Raw genomic sequence first — 14605 nt, forward strand, 5'->3', positions numbered from 1 at the left:
CTGCCCCACCGGCACGCTCCGAAACCCCCGGCCGCCGGGATGACGCTTTCCTTACCATCCGGGCCCGCGTCAAGGGCGCACTTGCGGCAAACATGCGTGCGTTGTCGGGGTGGCCCACTACGTTGGAGCGGAGACGGAGAGCCGCCGGAGCCGGGAGGGGCGAGGGTCGGATGGCGATGGACACACCACCGCGCTGGGACCGCAGGATGCAGCAGCGCCTGGCGCGCGGCGAGGCGGCCGCGCTCGGCGAGCTGTACGACCGGTTCGCCTCCCTGGTGCACAGCCTCGCCCACCGGGTCCTCGACGACGACGACGCGGCCGACCAGATCACCCGTGAGGTCTTCGGCTACATCTGGGAGAACCCGGACGCGTACGACCCGAAGCAGGGGAACCTGCGCTCGTGGGTGGCCAAGCTGACGCAGCGGCAGGCCGTCCACCGGCTGCGGCAGGCCGAGACGACGGCGTACGCGGAGACGGGCCGGGGTTCCGCGGAGGAGCTGGAGCAGAAGGTGCGGCGGGCGTCGGTCGCGGCCCGCGCCGACTACATCGTGACGTCCATGCCGACCCCGCTCCGGGCCGCGCTCGAACTGGCGTACTTCCAGCGGCGGGACTACCGGCAGACCGCCGCCGACCTCGGCGTCACCGAGGACGAGGCGCGGCGGCGCCTGCGCCTCGGGCTCCAGCTGCTGTCCTCGGCGAACCGGCCCTTCTCCGAGGGCGGCGGTCCGCCCGGCTACGGACGGGCGCGGTGACCCGGGCGAACGGCGACGACGGGGACGACGTCGCACGCGCCCCGTGGATACCGGGGCCGCGTCGGGCGGCGGACGACCATGCGGACCTGACGGCCGACCCGAGTGACGTGCCGGAAGGGGAGAAGCCCGGGGTGGAGCCCGAGCGCGTGGAGCCCGAGCATGTGCAGCCCGAGCCCGTGGAGCCCGAGCGCGTGGAGTCCGAGCGCGTGGAGTCCGAGCCCGACGTGCCCGTCCTGACGCACGGCGTGCTCAAGTCCCTGCTCGGGGCATGGGCGCTTTCGGCGTGCTCGCCCGGGGAGACGCAGGCCGTCGAGGACCACCTGACGGCCTGCGCGCCGTGCGCGGACGAGGCGTTGCGGCTGCGGGACGCGGTGGCGCTGCTGCACGAGGACCGCGACCTGGACCTCGACCCGCTCCTGCGGTCCCGGGTCCTGGAGAACTGCCTGGGCCGGCGGCCGGCCCGCATCCCGGTGCCGGAGTGGGCCACGCCGTACGACGCGGAGACCGCGCGGCTCGACGCCCTGCTCCGGGACATCGGCGAGTCGGAGTGGCACGCGCCGGTCCGGCTGAAGTGGTACGAGGAGGGCCGGATCGTACGCCGGAAGGCGACGGTCGCCGGCGTCATCGGCCATCTCCTCGCGGTGGACGGGCTCGTGTCGGCGGCGCTCGGCCTGGAGGACCCGCTGGGCGCGGGGACCCCGGAGCTGTCGCCGTCGGAGCGGACGGAAGCGTACTGGTCGGGCCTGGACCGGCCGCCGAACCGCTCGATCCGCGGCCCCTGGCGGGACCAGAGCCACACACTGATCCGGACGGTGTCGTTCGCGGGGCGGGGCGTGGCGGACCTGACGGTCACATACAAGGACTTCGCGCTGCCGCTGCGGGACTCGCTCCTCGAGCGGGCCTTCGAGTGCTGGGTGCACGCGGACGACATCGCGAACGCGGTGGCGTACCCGTACGCCGCGCCGAGCGGGGCGCATCTGCACAGCATGATCGACCTGGCGGCGCGGCTGCTTCCGGGCGCCCTGGCGAACCGCCGCCGCACGGGCCTCGCGTCGCCGGCCCGCCATCTGGTCGCGGCGGGCGCGCCGGGCCGCTCGCTCCATCTGGAGGTGGAGGGCGCGGGCGGCGGCCACTGGTACATCGCGCTGGACTCCCCGGCGGCGCTCGGCTCGCCGGACCGGGCGGTGGCGCAGGTGGCGATGGACGGGGTCGAGTTCTGCCAGCTGGTGGCGGGTCACATCTCCCCGGAGGAGGCGGCGGCGGGGCAGGACGGTGACCGGGAGGCGATCAGGGACGTCCTGTCGGCAGCGGCGTCCCTGAGCCGACTGTAGGTCGCGCTCACGGCCTCGGTCGCGAATGGCGCGTCGCCCCCCGTCGTGAAGAGCGTGTCACCTCGGTCGTGAACGGCGCGTCGCCTCGGTCGTAAATGCCGCGTCGCCCCCGTCGTGGACAGCGCGTCGCCGCCGTCGCAGGCTGCCGACGCCCTCCGTGTGAACGGCGGGAACCGCCCCTATAGGCTGATCAGCACATGAGTCGTGTCACATCGCCGGGGGGCACGACCCCGCCCCCGTGACATGGAGTTCCCCCCTCATGCGCCGTGCGCTTCTGCCCGCCCTTCTCTGCGCCGCGCTCCTGACCGCCGGCTGCGCGACCGCGGAACCGGGACCCGGCGCCGCCGGTACCAAGGCCGGGACCACGAAGGCGGCCCCGAGCGCCGTCGCGACGACCCCCGCCGACCACACGCACGCGGTCCGCGCCGCCGTCGCGGAGACCGGCCGGACCACCGCCCGGTTCTCGTACCGGTCGGAAATGGGTACGGCGTCGGCTCCGATGGTCATCACCACCGACGGCGCCCACGACTTCGCGCGCGACCGCGGCACCCTCCGTACGGGTCTGGGAACGGTGGCCCGGTTCGAAGAGGTCCTCACCGCGAAGCGGATCTACCTGCGCGGCGCCGCCGGTGACGACACGATGCCGTGGTCGTACGTCGACCGCGCCGACGTCCAGGCCCGGCACGCCCTCAGGGCACCCGGCAACGACCCCGAGTACACCCTGCGACAGGCCGCCATGGGCGAGCGGTTCGCGCGGGTCGGCGAGGAGAAACTGAACGGCGCCCCGGTCACGCACTACCGCGGCCACCTCCCGCACGCGGCCCTCGTCCTGCAGATGGCCGAGGACCGGCGGGCGTTGGTGGACAAGATGCGCGAGCTCCTGGGTGGCCCGGTCCCCGCGTCCGCCGACGTGTGGGTCGACGGACGGAAGCGGGTCGTGAAGGTGCGTCTCTCGCTGAACGTCGGGGGCGGCATGCCGATCTCCGTCAACACGCTCACGCTCACCGAGCTGGGCAGGCCAGTGAAGGTCACCGTCCCCACCGCCGGGGAAGCCGTCCGGTCGGACGGCTCGCTCCTCGGCTGACCGCCGGCCGCGCCACGCCGGCGGGTCAGCCGGTGGGTCAGCCGGTGGGTCACGCGAAGACGACTGTGCGGCGGCCGTTCAGGAGGATGCGGTGTTCCGCGTGCCACTTCACCGCGCGGGCCAGCGCCTGGCACTCCACGTCGCGGCCAATCGCGACCAGCTGGTCCGGGGTCACGTCGTGGGCGACGCGCTCGACCTCCTGCTCGATGATCGGGCCCTCGTCGAGGTCGGCCGTCACGTAGTGGGCGGTCGCGCCGATCAGCTTCACGCCGCGCTCGTGCGCCTGGTGGTAGGGCTTGGCGCCCTTGAAGCTGGGGAGGAAGGAGTGGTGGATGTTGATGATCCGCCCGGAGAGCTGCTTGCAGAGCTCGTCGGAGAGGACCTGCATGTAGCGGGCGAGGACGACCAGCTCGACGTTCTCCTCGCGGACCAGGTCCAGGAGCTCGGCCTCGGCCGCCGCCTTGGTGTCCTTGGTGACGGGGATGTGCCGGAAGGGCAGCCCGTACGAGCCGACGAGTTCCTCGAAGTCGGTGTGGTTGGAGACGACGGCGACGATCTCGACCGGCAGCGCGCCGATCCGCGAGCGGAACAGCAGATCGTTCAGACAGTGGCCGAACTTCGACACCATGAGGACGATCCGCATCCGCTGGTCGGCGCGGTTGATCTGCCAGTCCATCGCGAAGGAGTCGCCGACGGCGGCGAAGCTGGCGCGCAGCTTGTCGACGTTCACGGGGGCCTCGGCCGAGAAGTGGACGCGCATGAAGAAGAGCCCGGTGTCGCGGTCTCCGAACTGCTGACTGTCCTCGATGTTGCACCCGGTGATGAAGAGGTAGCTCGACACGGCGTGCACGATGCCCTGCTTGTCGGGGCACGAGAGGGTGAGGACGTACTGGTCGGTCATCCCGTCAGCCTGCCATATCCGGAGGTGCGCGGTGACCCGCCGTCCGTCAGACGGACCCCGTCATGATGTGCAGCACGTCGAGGGAGCGCGGCGGCGTGTCCGGGTCCTCCCCGTCCGCCTGCGCGAGGCGTACGTGGGCCTCGCGGGCGGCCCGTACGGCCTCCGGCCACCCGGGGTGCTGGAGATAGGCGGAGACGGGGGCGTCGGGGCCCACCTGGTGCATGATGCGCAGCACCCGGAGGACGGCGACGTCGACGAGGGCGGCCTCGCCGGTGTCGCGGAAGATCGCGCCGACGTACTTCTCGGCGGACCAGTTGTCGAGCCAGGTGTCCTCGACCAGGCGGTAGACGGCGTCGGTGACGTCGCCGTACCCGTCGAGGCCGGCCAGCCAGGTGGTCTCGTGGAACCCTGGGTCGGAGAGCATGTGCAGCGCCGAGCGCACGTTGCTGCGCCAGCGCCACCACGGCATGTCGTTGAGCGGCATGCCGCCCATGGTGGAGGAGCGACGGCCGCGACGGGAAGAGTTAACCGAACCGGAGACTGGACTGGACACGTTTCGATCGTACGTTCCCCTGTCCGGTAACCGGAGTCGCCCCCTCGCAGCCCCCGTAATTCACCTTCGCGTCACCCCCCGTTGAGCCGTGCTCACTCCCGCGTTACCCATGAGGCGGAAATGTGCGTGTCCATGACCGGAAGGCGACTGACCTCACTCCTCGCGTACGTCACGACCGCGACGGCCGGAGCTTCGTTGCTCACCGGTTGTGGCGTGCTCCCTGGAACCACGGGGGGTTCCAGGGAGCCCGTCACCGTCATGACGTGGGCTCCCGACCAGACCCGCGCCACCAATATGCCCGGAATGCCCGCCATGGCGCAGACCTTCGCGCGCTGGGTCAACTCCCAGGGCGGCATCGACGGCCACGAGCTGCGCATCCTCACCTGCAACGAGCACAACACCACCGCCGGCGCCGCCGCCTGCGCCCGCCGCGCCGTCCGCGAGAAGGCGGTCGCCGTCGTCGGCTCGTACAGCCAGAACGGGCGCGCCTTCATGGCCCCCCTGGAGGCCGCGGGCATCCCGTACATCGGCGGCTACGGCATATCCGAGGACGAGTTCACCAGCCCGCTCTCCTACCCCGTCAACGGCGGCCAGGCGTCCCTCGTCGCCGGTCACGGCATGCAGCTCGCCGAGGCCTGCCGCAAGGTCTCCCTCGTCCGGCCCGACACCCTCGCCGGCGACAAGCTCCCCGACCTCCTCAACTCGGGCCTCCGCAAGGCGAGCCACCGCAGCGCCATCGACATCCCCGCCGTCGAGGACGCCGCCGAGTACACCGAGTCCGCCACCCAGGCCCGCGAGAAGGCCGGCGACGAGGACGGCTGCGTCACCGCCGTGCTCGGCGAGCGCACCCAGACCTTCTTCGACTCCTTCCGCCGCCTCCCGGAGCGGGAGAGCGACGGCGCCGGAGGGAACGGCGACGACGGGAAGGGCGAGAAGGACGGCGTCCGGATCTCCTCCGTCCTCGGCAGCGTCGGCCAGCCCGTGATCGACCGCACCGGCGGCGCCCACAGCCCCTTCGAGGGCGCGTTCGTCACCGGCTGGTACCCGGAGGCGTCCGACCAGAGCTGGGCGCCGATGCGGAAGGTCATCCGGGAGCACGCCTTCGCCGACAACCGGGTCGACCCGGCCGACGCGGGCGTCCAGACCACCTGGATCGCCTACACGGTCCTCAAGGAGGTCGTCGAGTCGCTCGACGCCGACAAGATCACGGCCACCCGGATCGCGTACGCCCTCGACCGGGGCGCGCGGATCGACACCGGCGGCCTGACCCCGACCCTGCGCTGGAAGTACGAGGACCTGCTCGGCGCCCCGGGCTTCCCCCGGATCGTCAACCACGAGGTGACGTTCCAGGTGGTCCGCAAGGGGCAGCTGGTGGCGCAGCGGCCCGGCTTCGTCGACGTCGGCGAGACCGTGCTGACCGCCCCCTGAGCCCTTCCCCCGCCCCGGCCGTAGCTGTAGCCGTAGCTACAGCTACAGCTACCGCTACAGCTGGGTGTACGTCCGCTTCGGCAGGCCGTACTTCGTAGCGGTCGGGTTCCACAGCGAGGCCGCCTGCTTCTTGGCCGCGGTGGCCTCGCCGCTCTTGTTGTTCGCCGCCTGCAGCTGGTTGGTCGAGCGGGCCTTGCCGCCCTTGCAGGCCTTCTTGGCCTTCATCTGGTCGGCCCAGGCCGCGTAGTGGTCGTCCGCGGCCGCCGAGGCCTGCCAGGCCTTGGTGAGCGAGGCCGTCAGCGCCGGGTTGTTCGGGATCTTGTCGACCGACAGCGACTGGAGCTTGGTGACCAGGCTCCGGCGCTGCTGGGCGGCGCCCCGCAGGTCGCTCGCGGCCTTGTCCAGGTTCTTGCACTGCTTGATGGACTCGACCGAGCTGATCACCGTGTCACGGCTGTTGCTGCTGGTCGCGAGGAGCTTGCTCAGCTCCTTCGCCTGCGGCTCCGCCGGGTCGGCAGGCTTCTCGGGGGGCGCGGTCGTCGCCTCGCCGGACGGGACGGCGGAGCTCTCCGCCACGGTCTGGGGGCCCTTCTCGGGGTCCTTGCCCTCGTCGCCGCCGCTGAGCAGCGCACCGGCGCCCAGGCCGACGACGGCGCAGCCGACGACGACGGCGGCGATCAGCGCGACCGGGGACTTGCGGCGCGGGGGCTCGGGGTCGGCGCCGTCGTCGTAGTAGGCACCCTGGTACGCGTACTGCTGAGGGGGCGCCGGCGGCTGCTGGTGGTGCTGCGGCGGCTGATGCTGCTGGTACGGGGCCGGGGCGGGCTGCTGGTACGCCTGCGCGTGCGGCTGCTGCGGAGCCTGCGGCGCCCGCGGGGCCTCCGTACGGAAGAGGTTGTCGAACTCGGCGGGCGGCTGCCGCTCACCGGGCTCCTGCGCCGGTACGGGGGCGATGTACTGGGTCGCGTCGGAGGCGCCCGCGGGCCCGGGGCCCTGCGCCTGGAGCGGCCCGGTGCCCAGGAACTGGGTCTGGGCGCCCCCGCCCTGCTGCGGCGGCACGGGGGCGATGTGCTGGGTGGCCTGCATGTCCCCGGCCGGCGGCGGATAGCCGTACCCGGGCCGGGGCCCGGCCGGCGGCATCCCGGCCTGGGCCTGCGGCATCCCGCCGGGCGCCTGCTGCGGGTACCCGTAGCCCGGCTGCGGACCCGGCTGGTGCCCCGGCGCCTGCGGCATCCCGCCCTGCGCGGGGGGCATCCCGCCCTGGACCGGCGACACCGGCGGCATCCCGCCCGGGACCGGGGCTATGTGCTGGGTCGCCTGCATGTCGGCGCCACCCGGGGCGCCCGGCCCCGGGTAGCCGTAGCCGGGCTGCGGCGGCGCGCCCTGCGGCGGGATCGGCGCCAGGTACTGGGTGGACTGCATGTCGGCGGCGCCGCCCGGCGCGGCCTCCGGAGGCAGGGGCTGCGCGGGCGGCAGCGGCTGTCCGCCCGGCGCCGCGCCGGCGGGACCCCAGGCGCCACCGTACGGCTGTGCTCCCCCTTGGGCATTCTGCGCGGGGGGCACCGCCGGGTACTGCGGCTCCGGACCCTGTCCGTTCTGCGTCACCGGGACTCCTACTGATGGACCTACGGAATCGTCGGCTCACGCTACCGGGTGCGCCCGGGGCTCCGCACACACGTGTGAGCCCGGTTACACGACCTTCTTGAACGGCACCGCTCCCATCAGGGACTACGCCGCATAGAGCTCCATGCGCGCCCCGAACTCCCGTACCACCGCCTCCCCGGCATACGGCTCCAGGCGATCCCTCAGGTCGTCCAGGTACTCCGCGCCCCTCGACGACCGCAGCGTGCCGAGCAGTTCGAGCGCGCGCGTGCCCGTGCGGCAGGCCTGCTCGACCTCGCGCTGCTGGACCTGCGCCGAGGCGAGCAGGGCCAGCCCGATCGCCCGGCGCCGCGCCCGCGTCTCCGGGTGTCCGGCGATCGACTCCTCCGCCGCCCGCGCGGCGGCCTCCGCCTGCCCCAGGTCCCGGTAGCAGTGCGCCAGTTCGTCCGCCAGATACGCCTGGTCGAAGTGGGCGATCCACGCCGGGTCGTCGCCCGACTCCGGGTCGGCCCGCTCCAGGGCCCGTACGGCACGGCCCGCCGCCGTCTCGAAGGCGCTGAGGTCCCCGAGCAGCGCGTGCCCGCGCGCCTCCGCCGCGTGGAACATCGCCTCCGCGCGCGGCGGCACCTTCCCGCGCGCGCCCTCCTGCGCGGCGCGCGCCAACTGGGCGATCTCCCGCGGGTTCCCGAGCTGGGCGGCGAGGTGGCTCATGGAGGCGGCGAGGACGTAGCCGCCGTAGCCCCGGTCGCCGGCGGCCTGCGCGAGCCGCAGCGCCTGGATGTAGTACCGCTGGGCCAGGCCCGGTTCGCCCGTGTCCACCGCCATGTACCCGGCGAGTTCGGTCAGTCGGGCGACCGCCGCGAACAGCTGCCGGCCGACCGCCTCCCGGTACGAGCCGGACAGCATCCCCGACACCACGCTGTTGAGGTAGTGGACGACCACCGGGCGCACGTGCCCGCTGCCGAACCGCCGGTCGAGGTCGACGAGCGCCGCCGTCATCTCCCGTACGGCCGCGACGTCCGCGACCCCGACGCGCGCCCCCGCCATCCGGGCCACGTGCGCGTCCGGGCCCGTGATCAGCCAGTCCCGGCTGGGCTCTACGAGCGCGGAGGCCGCGACCGTGGAGCCGGAGAGGAAGTCGCGGCGGCCCACGTCGCTGCGCCACAGCTCGCAGACCTGCTCGATCGCCCCGGGCACGGTCGGCGCGAACTGGAGCCCCACCCCGGCCGCGAGGTTGCGGCCGTTGGCCATGCCGACCTCGTCGATCGTGACCGTACGGCCCAGCTTGCGGCCGAGGGCCTCGGCGATGATCCCCGGCGCGCGCCCGCGCGGCTGCTGCCCGCGCAGCCAGCGCGCCACCGACGTCTTGTCGTACCGCAGGTCGAGGCCGCGCTCCGCGCCGACCATGTTGACCCTGCGGGCGAGGCCGGCGTTGGAACAGCCCGCCTCCTGAATGAGCGCCTGGAGCCGTTCGTTGAGCTGTCGCGGAACGAGTGGCCTGGCTGCCATGAGTACCCCCTGAGGCCGTGCGGTGATCACCGGAGAAGGGATCACTGCCCGGTGGATATCCGGTCAATGCCGATGTGAACACGCGAAACCGGACACGTCGGTTGCGGCTTCGCCACCGGCGCCCCCACCTGTCCGTACCCACCCCAGCTCCCCGGCCCCCCGCGCGCCCCCGCTCGTGCACCGATGCGCCCCGCGTGCAGGATCGATGCCTCACACCGCTCCACGCCCTGGCCGTAACCCCAGGTGGCGGGGGAAGTTGTGTTCCACGTGGAAGAGACCATCGGAGTCACGGAAGCCGCACAGATCCCCAAGCAGCGCGGTGAGCAGCTGCTGGACAGTGCCGTGCGGTACGCGGAAGAGCGGCACTGGGACGTGTTTCCCGGGACCTGGTTGGAGGCCGTCGAGGGCCGGGAGCGCTGCTCCTGCGGGGCGGACGCGTGCGCGCTGCCCGGCGCCCACGCGGTCAGGCCCGACTGGTCGACCCAGGCGACCGGCAGCGGGGTCGGGGCCCGGAGGATGTGGTCGAAGCAGCCGAAGTCCTCGATCCTGCTGCCGACGGGCCGTACGTTCGACGCGATCGAGGTGCCCGAGTCGGCCGGGTTCCTGGCGCTCGCCCGGATGGAGCGGATGGAGCTGACGCTCGGCCCGGTCACCTGCACCCCGGACCGCCGGATGTACTTCTTCGTCCTGCCCGGCGCCGCGACCAAGGTGCCGGACCTCGTCCGCAAGCTCGGCTGGGTCCCGGCCTCCATCGACCTCACCACCCGCGGCGAGGGCCACTACGTGGCGGCCCCGCCCACCCGTATCGGCGGCAGCGGCGCGGTCCAGTGGGCCCGGCGCCCCACCCCGGCGAACCGCTGGCTCCCCGACGCCGAGGAACTGATCAGCGCCCTCGCGTACGCGTGTGGCCGGGAAGCGGCGGAGGCGAGGAGCCGCACGTCGTGACCCTGGGTCCCCGCGGGGCCCGCCCTTAGGGTGGGCCCCGTAAGACACACGGGGACGAACGAGGGGCAGACAGACCATGCCTGACCAGGCATTTGACGGAGCGTTCGACATGGCGGGCGCCGCACCGGGGGACGGTGCGGCGCCCGCCGTGCGTATCGAGGGCCTGTGGAAGCGATTCGGCCGGCAGATCGCGGTGAACGGCATCGATCTGGTGCTGCCCGCCGGCAAGTTCATCGGGCTCGTGGGGCCCAACGGCGCCGGCAAGACCACCACCCTCTCGATGATCACCGGCCTGCTCCGTCCCGACCAGGGACGCATCCAGGTCGCCGGGCACGACGTATGGGCCGACCCCGAGTCGGTCGCCCAGGTCAAGGCCCGGATCGGCATCCTGCCCGAGGGCCTGCGGCTCTTCGAGCGGCTCTCCGGCCGCGAGCTGCTCGCCTACAGCGGCCGGCTGCGGGGGCTGCCGGGCACCGAGGTCGACAAGAGGGCCGCGCAGCTCCTCGACGTCCTCGACCTCACCGGCTCCCAGAACAAGCTGGTCGTCGACTACTCGACCGGTATGCGGAAGAAGATCGGGCTCGCGGCGGCGCTCCTCCACAACCCCGAGGTGCTCTTCCTCGACGAGCCCTTCGAGGGCGTCGACCCGGTCTCCGCGCAGACCATCCGCGGCGTCCTGGAGCGGTACACCGCCTCCGGCGCCACCGTCGTCTTCTCCAGCCACGTCATGGAGCTCGTCGAGTCCCTCTGCGACTGGGTCGCCGTGATGGCGGCGGGCCGGATCCGCGCCCAGGGCACGCTCGCGGAGGTACGGGGCGACGCGCCCTCGCTGCAGGCCGCGTTCCTGGAGCTGGTCGGCGCGAACGGCCGCGCGGCGGCCGGCGACTCGCTGGACTGGCTGGGCGGCGGGGCGGGAGCTGCCGGTGGGGCCGGTGGCGCTGGTGTGGCCGGTGGCGCCGGTAGTGCTGGTGCGGCTGGTGGCGCTGGTGCTTCGGGTGGGGCGCAGTGATGAGTGCCTTCCCGACCACGACCGCCACCACCGGGGCCACGACCCCGACCGGCTCCGTCCCCTCCGTCCCCTCCCTCACCTCCGTCTTCGTACGGCTCAAGCTGAGCCTGCTGCGCAACGGGCTGCGGCAGTCGGGCGGACGGACGGCCGCGTACATCCTGTCCATCGTCTTCGGAGCGGTCTTCGCCGCGGCCCTCGTGCTGGCCTTCGTCCTCATGCGGGGCAACGCCGACGCCGACAGCGTCGCGATCCTCCTCATGGGAGCGCTCGCGCTCTCCTGGACGGTGATGCCGCTGTTCATCCCGAGCGGTGACGAGACCCTCGACCCGTCGCGGCTCGTCATGCTGCCACTGCGGCCGCGGCCGCTGGTCCGGGCACTGCTCGTGGCCTCCCTCGTGGGTGTCGGCCCCGTCCTCACCTTCGTCCTGGCCCTGGGCGCCGCGCTGTCCGTCGCGCACGGCGCGGCCGCTACCGTCCTCGCCGTCCTCGCCGTACCGCTGACGGCCGTGACGTGCGTGGCGCTCTCCCGGGCCGTGGCCGCAGCCAACATCCGGCTCCTCACCTCCCGCAAGGGCCGGGACCTGGCGCTGCTCAGCGGTCTGATCATCGCCGTCGGCATGCAGCTCGTGAACTTCGGCGCCCAGCGACTGGGCCAGGCCGGCGGCCTCGAGTCGCTCGAACCGGCGACGGCCGTCGTCGGCTGGCTGCCGCCGGCCGCAGCGATCGCCGCGGTCGACTCCGCCGGCCGGGGCGACTACGTCGTGGCGGCGGTCCGGCTGCTGCTGACGGCGGCCGCGCTCGCGGCGCTCGTGTACTGGTGGCAGCGGAGCCTCGTACGGCTGATGGTCGAGCCCGACGGCTCCACGATCGGCGCGGCCTCCGACGCGGGCGTCCGTGACAAGGCCGACGGTACGGGGCGGCTGGCCCGGATCCTGCCGGGCGGGCGCACGGGCGCGGTGATGGAGCGCAGCCTGCGCTACCTGTGGCGCGACCCGAAGACGAAGGCCGGGGCCGTGACCTCGCTCGCCCTCGGCCTGATCGTCCCGCTCGTCAACGCGCTCCAGGGCACGGGCTCGATCTACTGGGCGTGCTTCGCCTCCGGCATGCTCGGCATGCTGATGTACAACCAGTTCGGGCAGGACACCTCGGCGTTCTGGATGGTCGCCCAGACCATCTCGACGACGGCCGACGCGTACGCCGAACTCCGGGCGCGGGCCCTGGCCCTGCTCATGATCACCCTCCCGTACGCGGTCTTCGTCACCGTCCTCACGGTCGGCGTCCTCGGCGACTGGGCCCGGCTCCCGGACGCCGTCGGCCTGGCGCTCGGCCTGCTCGGCGCGATGCTGGCGACGGGCTCGGTGGCCTCGGCCGCCTTCCCGTACTCGATCCCGCAGGACAGCGGCTACAAGAACGTCGCTCCGGGGCAGGGCGCCCTGGCGTGGATCTCGATCCTCGGCGGCATGCTCACGGCCCCGCTGCTGTGCGCGCCGCTGATCGGCGCGACGGTCTACCTCCACGTCTCCGACCAGCAGTCCCTGCTCTGGCTGCTGCTCCCGGCCGGCACGCTCTACGGCGCGCTCCTGATCTGGGCGGGCCTCAAGGTGGCGGCGCCGCGGACGGCGAGGCGGCTGCCGGAGATCCTGGCGGCGGTCAGCAAGGGGTAGTCACCGGTCGCCCCCGACGGATACGCCGACGGCCCGCCCGGTTCACCCGGGCGGGCCGTCGGCGTATCGGCAGCGTCTCCTCAGCGCCGGGTCTGGGTGACGCGCCACAGCCGGCGGGGCAGGTCACCCTCCTCGAAGGCGATCACCTCGTCGAGGGTCCAGCCCTCGACGAGAGCGTCGACGAGGGCGCGGGAGAAGAAGTGCACCGCGAAGCCGCCGTGCTCCCAGATGTCGTCGCCGTGACCGGTCCCGGCGCCGTAGTGGGCGTCGCCGGTGTGCCGGACGGTGTAGACGAAGGTCCCGCCGGGCCGCAGGACGCGGCGCACCTCGGCGACGAGGGAGTGGATCTCCTCGGTGGAAAGGGCCATGCACAGCAGCATGTGGGCGAAGACCGCGTCCACGGAGGCGTCGGCGAACGGCAGCGGGTCGCGTACGTCGACGACGGCGGTGGTCACCCGGTCGGAGAGGCCGTCGGCGGTGGCCCGCGCACCGAGCTGGTCGAGGCCGGCGGGGCTGAAGTCCGCGGCGGTCACGGTGAGCCCGGAGCGGGCGAAGAACAGCGCGTCGCGGCCGTGCCCGGCGCCCAGTTCGAGGACGTTGCGGGCGCCCAGGGCCAGAAAGACCTCGGCGGCACGGACGGCCGGTGCGGAGGGCTCGTCGCCGTACATGCCGGGGTGGGCGCCGTAGGTCCGCTCCCAGTGGTCACGCTGGGCACGCCCCGGTCCGGGGCGGGCGTCTCCGTCTCGGTCCGCATCGCTGCTCATCGCTTCCCTTTCGTCGGGGCCCAGCCTAGGGCGGGGAGACGAGGGGCCGCCTTCCGAGGCATGCGGGACGGCCGGCCGGGCGTCGGACCCGGTCGGCCGCTGAGGACGTCGGCACCGAGGCGGCTCGCACCCGCTACGCGTACTGGCCGGGCCGGTAGTCGCCGGCGGGCTGCCGGGTGATGGCGTTGCCGCGGTTGAAGGCGTTGATGATCGCGATCTGGGACACCAGGGCGGCGAGCTGGTCGTCGTCGAAGTGCTTCACGGCCTCGGCCCAGACCTCGTCCGTGACCCCGGACCCGTCGGCGAGTCGGGTGCCCTGTTCCGTCAGTTCCAGCGCGGCGCGCTCGGCGTCGGTGAAGACGGTGGCCTCGCGCCAGGCGGCGACCATGTGGAGCCGTAGCGAGGTCTCCCCGGCGGCGGCGGCGTCCTTGGTGTGCATGTCGAGGCAGGCGCCGCAGCCGTTGATCTGGCTGGCGCGGATCCTGACGAGCTCCTGGGTGGCGGTGGGCAGCGACGAGTCCTCGGCGATCGCCTTGTTCGCCGCGATGATGTGCTTCCAGGCCTTGATGGCGACCGGGCTGTCGTACATGTTCAGGCGTGCGCTCATGACGAGCTCCTCCGTCGTGGTCGGTGGCTACACCTCCTGGACGTAACGAGCGCGGCGGGACGTGACATCGCGGACGGTGACGTACGTCTCCCCGACGCGCTTCCGCTAGGCCGGGTCCCGCGGGATCGCCTCGATGCGCTCCAGGTGCTCCTCGCCCCATGCGCCGAGCGGCCCCATCGCCGTGTTGAGGGAGCCGCCGAACTCGGTGAGGGAGTACTCCACCTTGGGCGGGACCTGCTGGTGGACCTCGCGGTGCACCAGGCCACTGGCTTCCATCTCCCGCAGCTGGAGGATCAGCATCCGCTCGCTGATGCCGGCCACCGCCCTCCTCAACTCCCCGAAGCGCAGCGGTCCCTCACCGAGCGAGAAGAGGATCAGGCCCTTCCATTTGCCGCCCATGACGGCGATGGCAGCGTCGAGTCCGCAGCTGTACGTCCGCTTGGCCATCAGCAATCA

At 73.0% G+C, this 14605-nt stretch carries 14 protein-coding genes; 7 read left to right on the plus strand and 7 right to left on the minus strand.

Annotation, left to right across the window (positions count from 1 at the left end):
• The first annotated feature begins 170 nt into the window (after positions 1–170).
• The 3 genes from N5875_RS16705 (at position 171) to N5875_RS16715 (ending at position 3167) form a co-directional block, all read left to right on the plus strand.
• Entirely contained in the window at positions 171–752 is a 582-nt protein-coding gene (locus tag N5875_RS16705; protein ID WP_318212341.1) for a sigma-70 family RNA polymerase sigma factor, read from the plus strand.
• Positions 749–2083, plus strand: coding sequence for a maleylpyruvate isomerase N-terminal domain-containing protein (locus N5875_RS16710; protein WP_338494532.1), 1335 nt, complete (start codon positions 749–751; stop codon positions 2081–2083). Before N5875_RS16705 ends, N5875_RS16710 begins: the two co-directional genes overlap by 4 nt.
• Positions 2084–2342: 259 nt before the next feature.
• On the plus strand, positions 2343–3167 hold the full coding sequence (locus N5875_RS16715) for a hypothetical protein (protein ID WP_318212339.1): 825 nt from the start codon (positions 2343–2345) through the stop codon (positions 3165–3167).
• Between the two features lie 49 nt (positions 3168–3216).
• On the opposite strand, the gene purU is transcribed toward N5875_RS16715, so the two are convergent.
• Positions 3217–4068, minus strand: a complete 852-nt coding sequence (gene purU / locus N5875_RS16720; RefSeq protein ID WP_338494533.1) for a formyltetrahydrofolate deformylase — start codon at positions 4066–4068, stop codon at positions 3217–3219.
• Between the two features lie 46 nt (positions 4069–4114).
• Positions 4115–4561, minus strand: coding sequence for a hypothetical protein (locus tag N5875_RS16725; RefSeq protein ID WP_318212337.1), 447 nt, complete (start codon positions 4559–4561; stop codon positions 4115–4117).
• A gap of 180 nt (positions 4562–4741) precedes the next feature.
• On the opposite strand from N5875_RS16725, the gene N5875_RS16730 reads away from it, so the two are divergent.
• Complete coding sequence (locus tag N5875_RS16730) at positions 4742–6049, plus strand: ABC transporter substrate-binding protein (protein WP_318212336.1); 1308 nt, start codon at positions 4742–4744, stop codon at positions 6047–6049.
• Between the two features lie 54 nt (positions 6050–6103).
• Here the strand turns inward: N5875_RS16730 and N5875_RS16735 are convergent, their stop codons facing one another.
• Positions 6104–7654, minus strand: a complete 1551-nt coding sequence (locus N5875_RS16735; RefSeq protein WP_338494535.1) for a hypothetical protein — start codon at positions 7652–7654, stop codon at positions 6104–6106.
• A 123-nt stretch (positions 7655–7777) separates the two neighbouring features.
• The gene (locus N5875_RS16740; RefSeq protein WP_318212334.1) at positions 7778–9160 is read right to left on the minus strand and encodes a transcriptional regulator; all 1383 of its coding nucleotides are present in this window, start codon (positions 9158–9160) and stop codon (positions 7778–7780) included.
• A 258-nt stretch (positions 9161–9418) separates the two neighbouring features.
• Here N5875_RS16740 and N5875_RS16745 point away from each other — a divergent pair, with 258 nt between their 5' ends.
• From N5875_RS16745 to N5875_RS16755, 3 genes are all read left to right on the plus strand, one after another.
• Positions 9419–10105: a bifunctional DNA primase/polymerase gene (locus N5875_RS16745; protein WP_318212333.1), complete on the plus strand. Its 687-nt coding sequence runs from the start codon at positions 9419–9421 to the stop codon at positions 10103–10105.
• A 109-nt stretch (positions 10106–10214) separates the two neighbouring features.
• A complete protein-coding gene (locus tag N5875_RS16750) occupies positions 10215–11114 on the plus strand; it encodes an ABC transporter ATP-binding protein (protein WP_338499176.1) in 900 nt (299 codons plus the stop codon).
• Positions 11114–12778: a transporter gene (locus N5875_RS16755; protein WP_338494537.1), complete on the plus strand. Its 1665-nt coding sequence runs from the start codon at positions 11114–11116 to the stop codon at positions 12776–12778. The genes N5875_RS16750 and N5875_RS16755 overlap by 1 nt, the downstream gene beginning before the upstream one ends.
• Before the next feature lie 80 nt (positions 12779–12858).
• Here N5875_RS16755 and N5875_RS16760 read toward each other — a convergent pair whose 3' ends face one another.
• From N5875_RS16760 to N5875_RS16770, 3 genes are all read right to left on the minus strand, one after another.
• Positions 12859–13542 (minus strand): class I SAM-dependent methyltransferase, encoded by a 684-nt coding sequence (locus N5875_RS16760; protein WP_338494538.1) that lies wholly within the window; start codon positions 13540–13542, stop codon positions 12859–12861.
• 133 nt (positions 13543–13675) lie between these two features.
• On the minus strand, positions 13676–14149 hold the full coding sequence (locus N5875_RS16765; protein WP_318212330.1) for a carboxymuconolactone decarboxylase family protein: 474 nt from the start codon (positions 14147–14149) through the stop codon (positions 13676–13678).
• Positions 14150–14254: 105 nt separating this feature from the next.
• Positions 14255–14596 (minus strand): helix-turn-helix domain-containing protein, encoded by a 342-nt coding sequence (locus tag N5875_RS16770; protein WP_338494540.1) that lies wholly within the window; start codon positions 14594–14596, stop codon positions 14255–14257.
• Positions 14597–14605: the final 9 nt, after the last annotated feature.

The sequence above is a fragment of the Streptomyces sp. SJL17-4 genome, from assembly GCF_036826855.1.
Taxonomy (GTDB): domain Bacteria; phylum Actinomycetota; class Actinomycetes; order Streptomycetales; family Streptomycetaceae; genus Streptomyces.

Coding starts and splice junctions, on each gene's coding strand:
- N5875_RS16705 (WP_318212341.1), top strand. CDS start 171: ATGGCGATGGACACACCACCGCGCTGGGACCGCAGGATGCAGCAGCGC.
- N5875_RS16715 (WP_318212339.1), top strand. CDS start 2,343: ATGCGCCGTGCGCTTCTGCCCGCCCTTCTCTGCGCCGCGCTCCTGACC.
- purU (WP_338494533.1), bottom strand. CDS start 4,068: ATGACCGACCAGTACGTCCTCACCCTCTCGTGCCCCGACAAGCAGGGC.
- N5875_RS16725 (WP_318212337.1), bottom strand. CDS start 4,561: ATGGGCGGCATGCCGCTCAACGACATGCCGTGGTGGCGCTGGCGCAGC.
- N5875_RS16730 (WP_318212336.1), top strand. CDS start 4,742: ATGTGCGTGTCCATGACCGGAAGGCGACTGACCTCACTCCTCGCGTAC.
- N5875_RS16740 (WP_318212334.1), bottom strand. CDS start 9,160: ATGGCAGCCAGGCCACTCGTTCCGCGACAGCTCAACGAACGGCTCCAG.
- N5875_RS16750 (WP_338499176.1), top strand. CDS start 10,215: ATGGCGGGCGCCGCACCGGGGGACGGTGCGGCGCCCGCCGTGCGTATC.
- N5875_RS16755 (WP_338494537.1), top strand. CDS start 11,114: ATGAGTGCCTTCCCGACCACGACCGCCACCACCGGGGCCACGACCCCG.
- N5875_RS16760 (WP_338494538.1), bottom strand. CDS start 13,542: ATGAGCAGCGATGCGGACCGAGACGGAGACGCCCGCCCCGGACCGGGG.
- N5875_RS16765 (WP_318212330.1), bottom strand. CDS start 14,149: ATGAGCGCACGCCTGAACATGTACGACAGCCCGGTCGCCATCAAGGCC.
- N5875_RS16770 (WP_338494540.1), bottom strand. CDS start 14,596: ATGGCCAAGCGGACGTACAGCTGCGGACTCGACGCTGCCATCGCCGTC.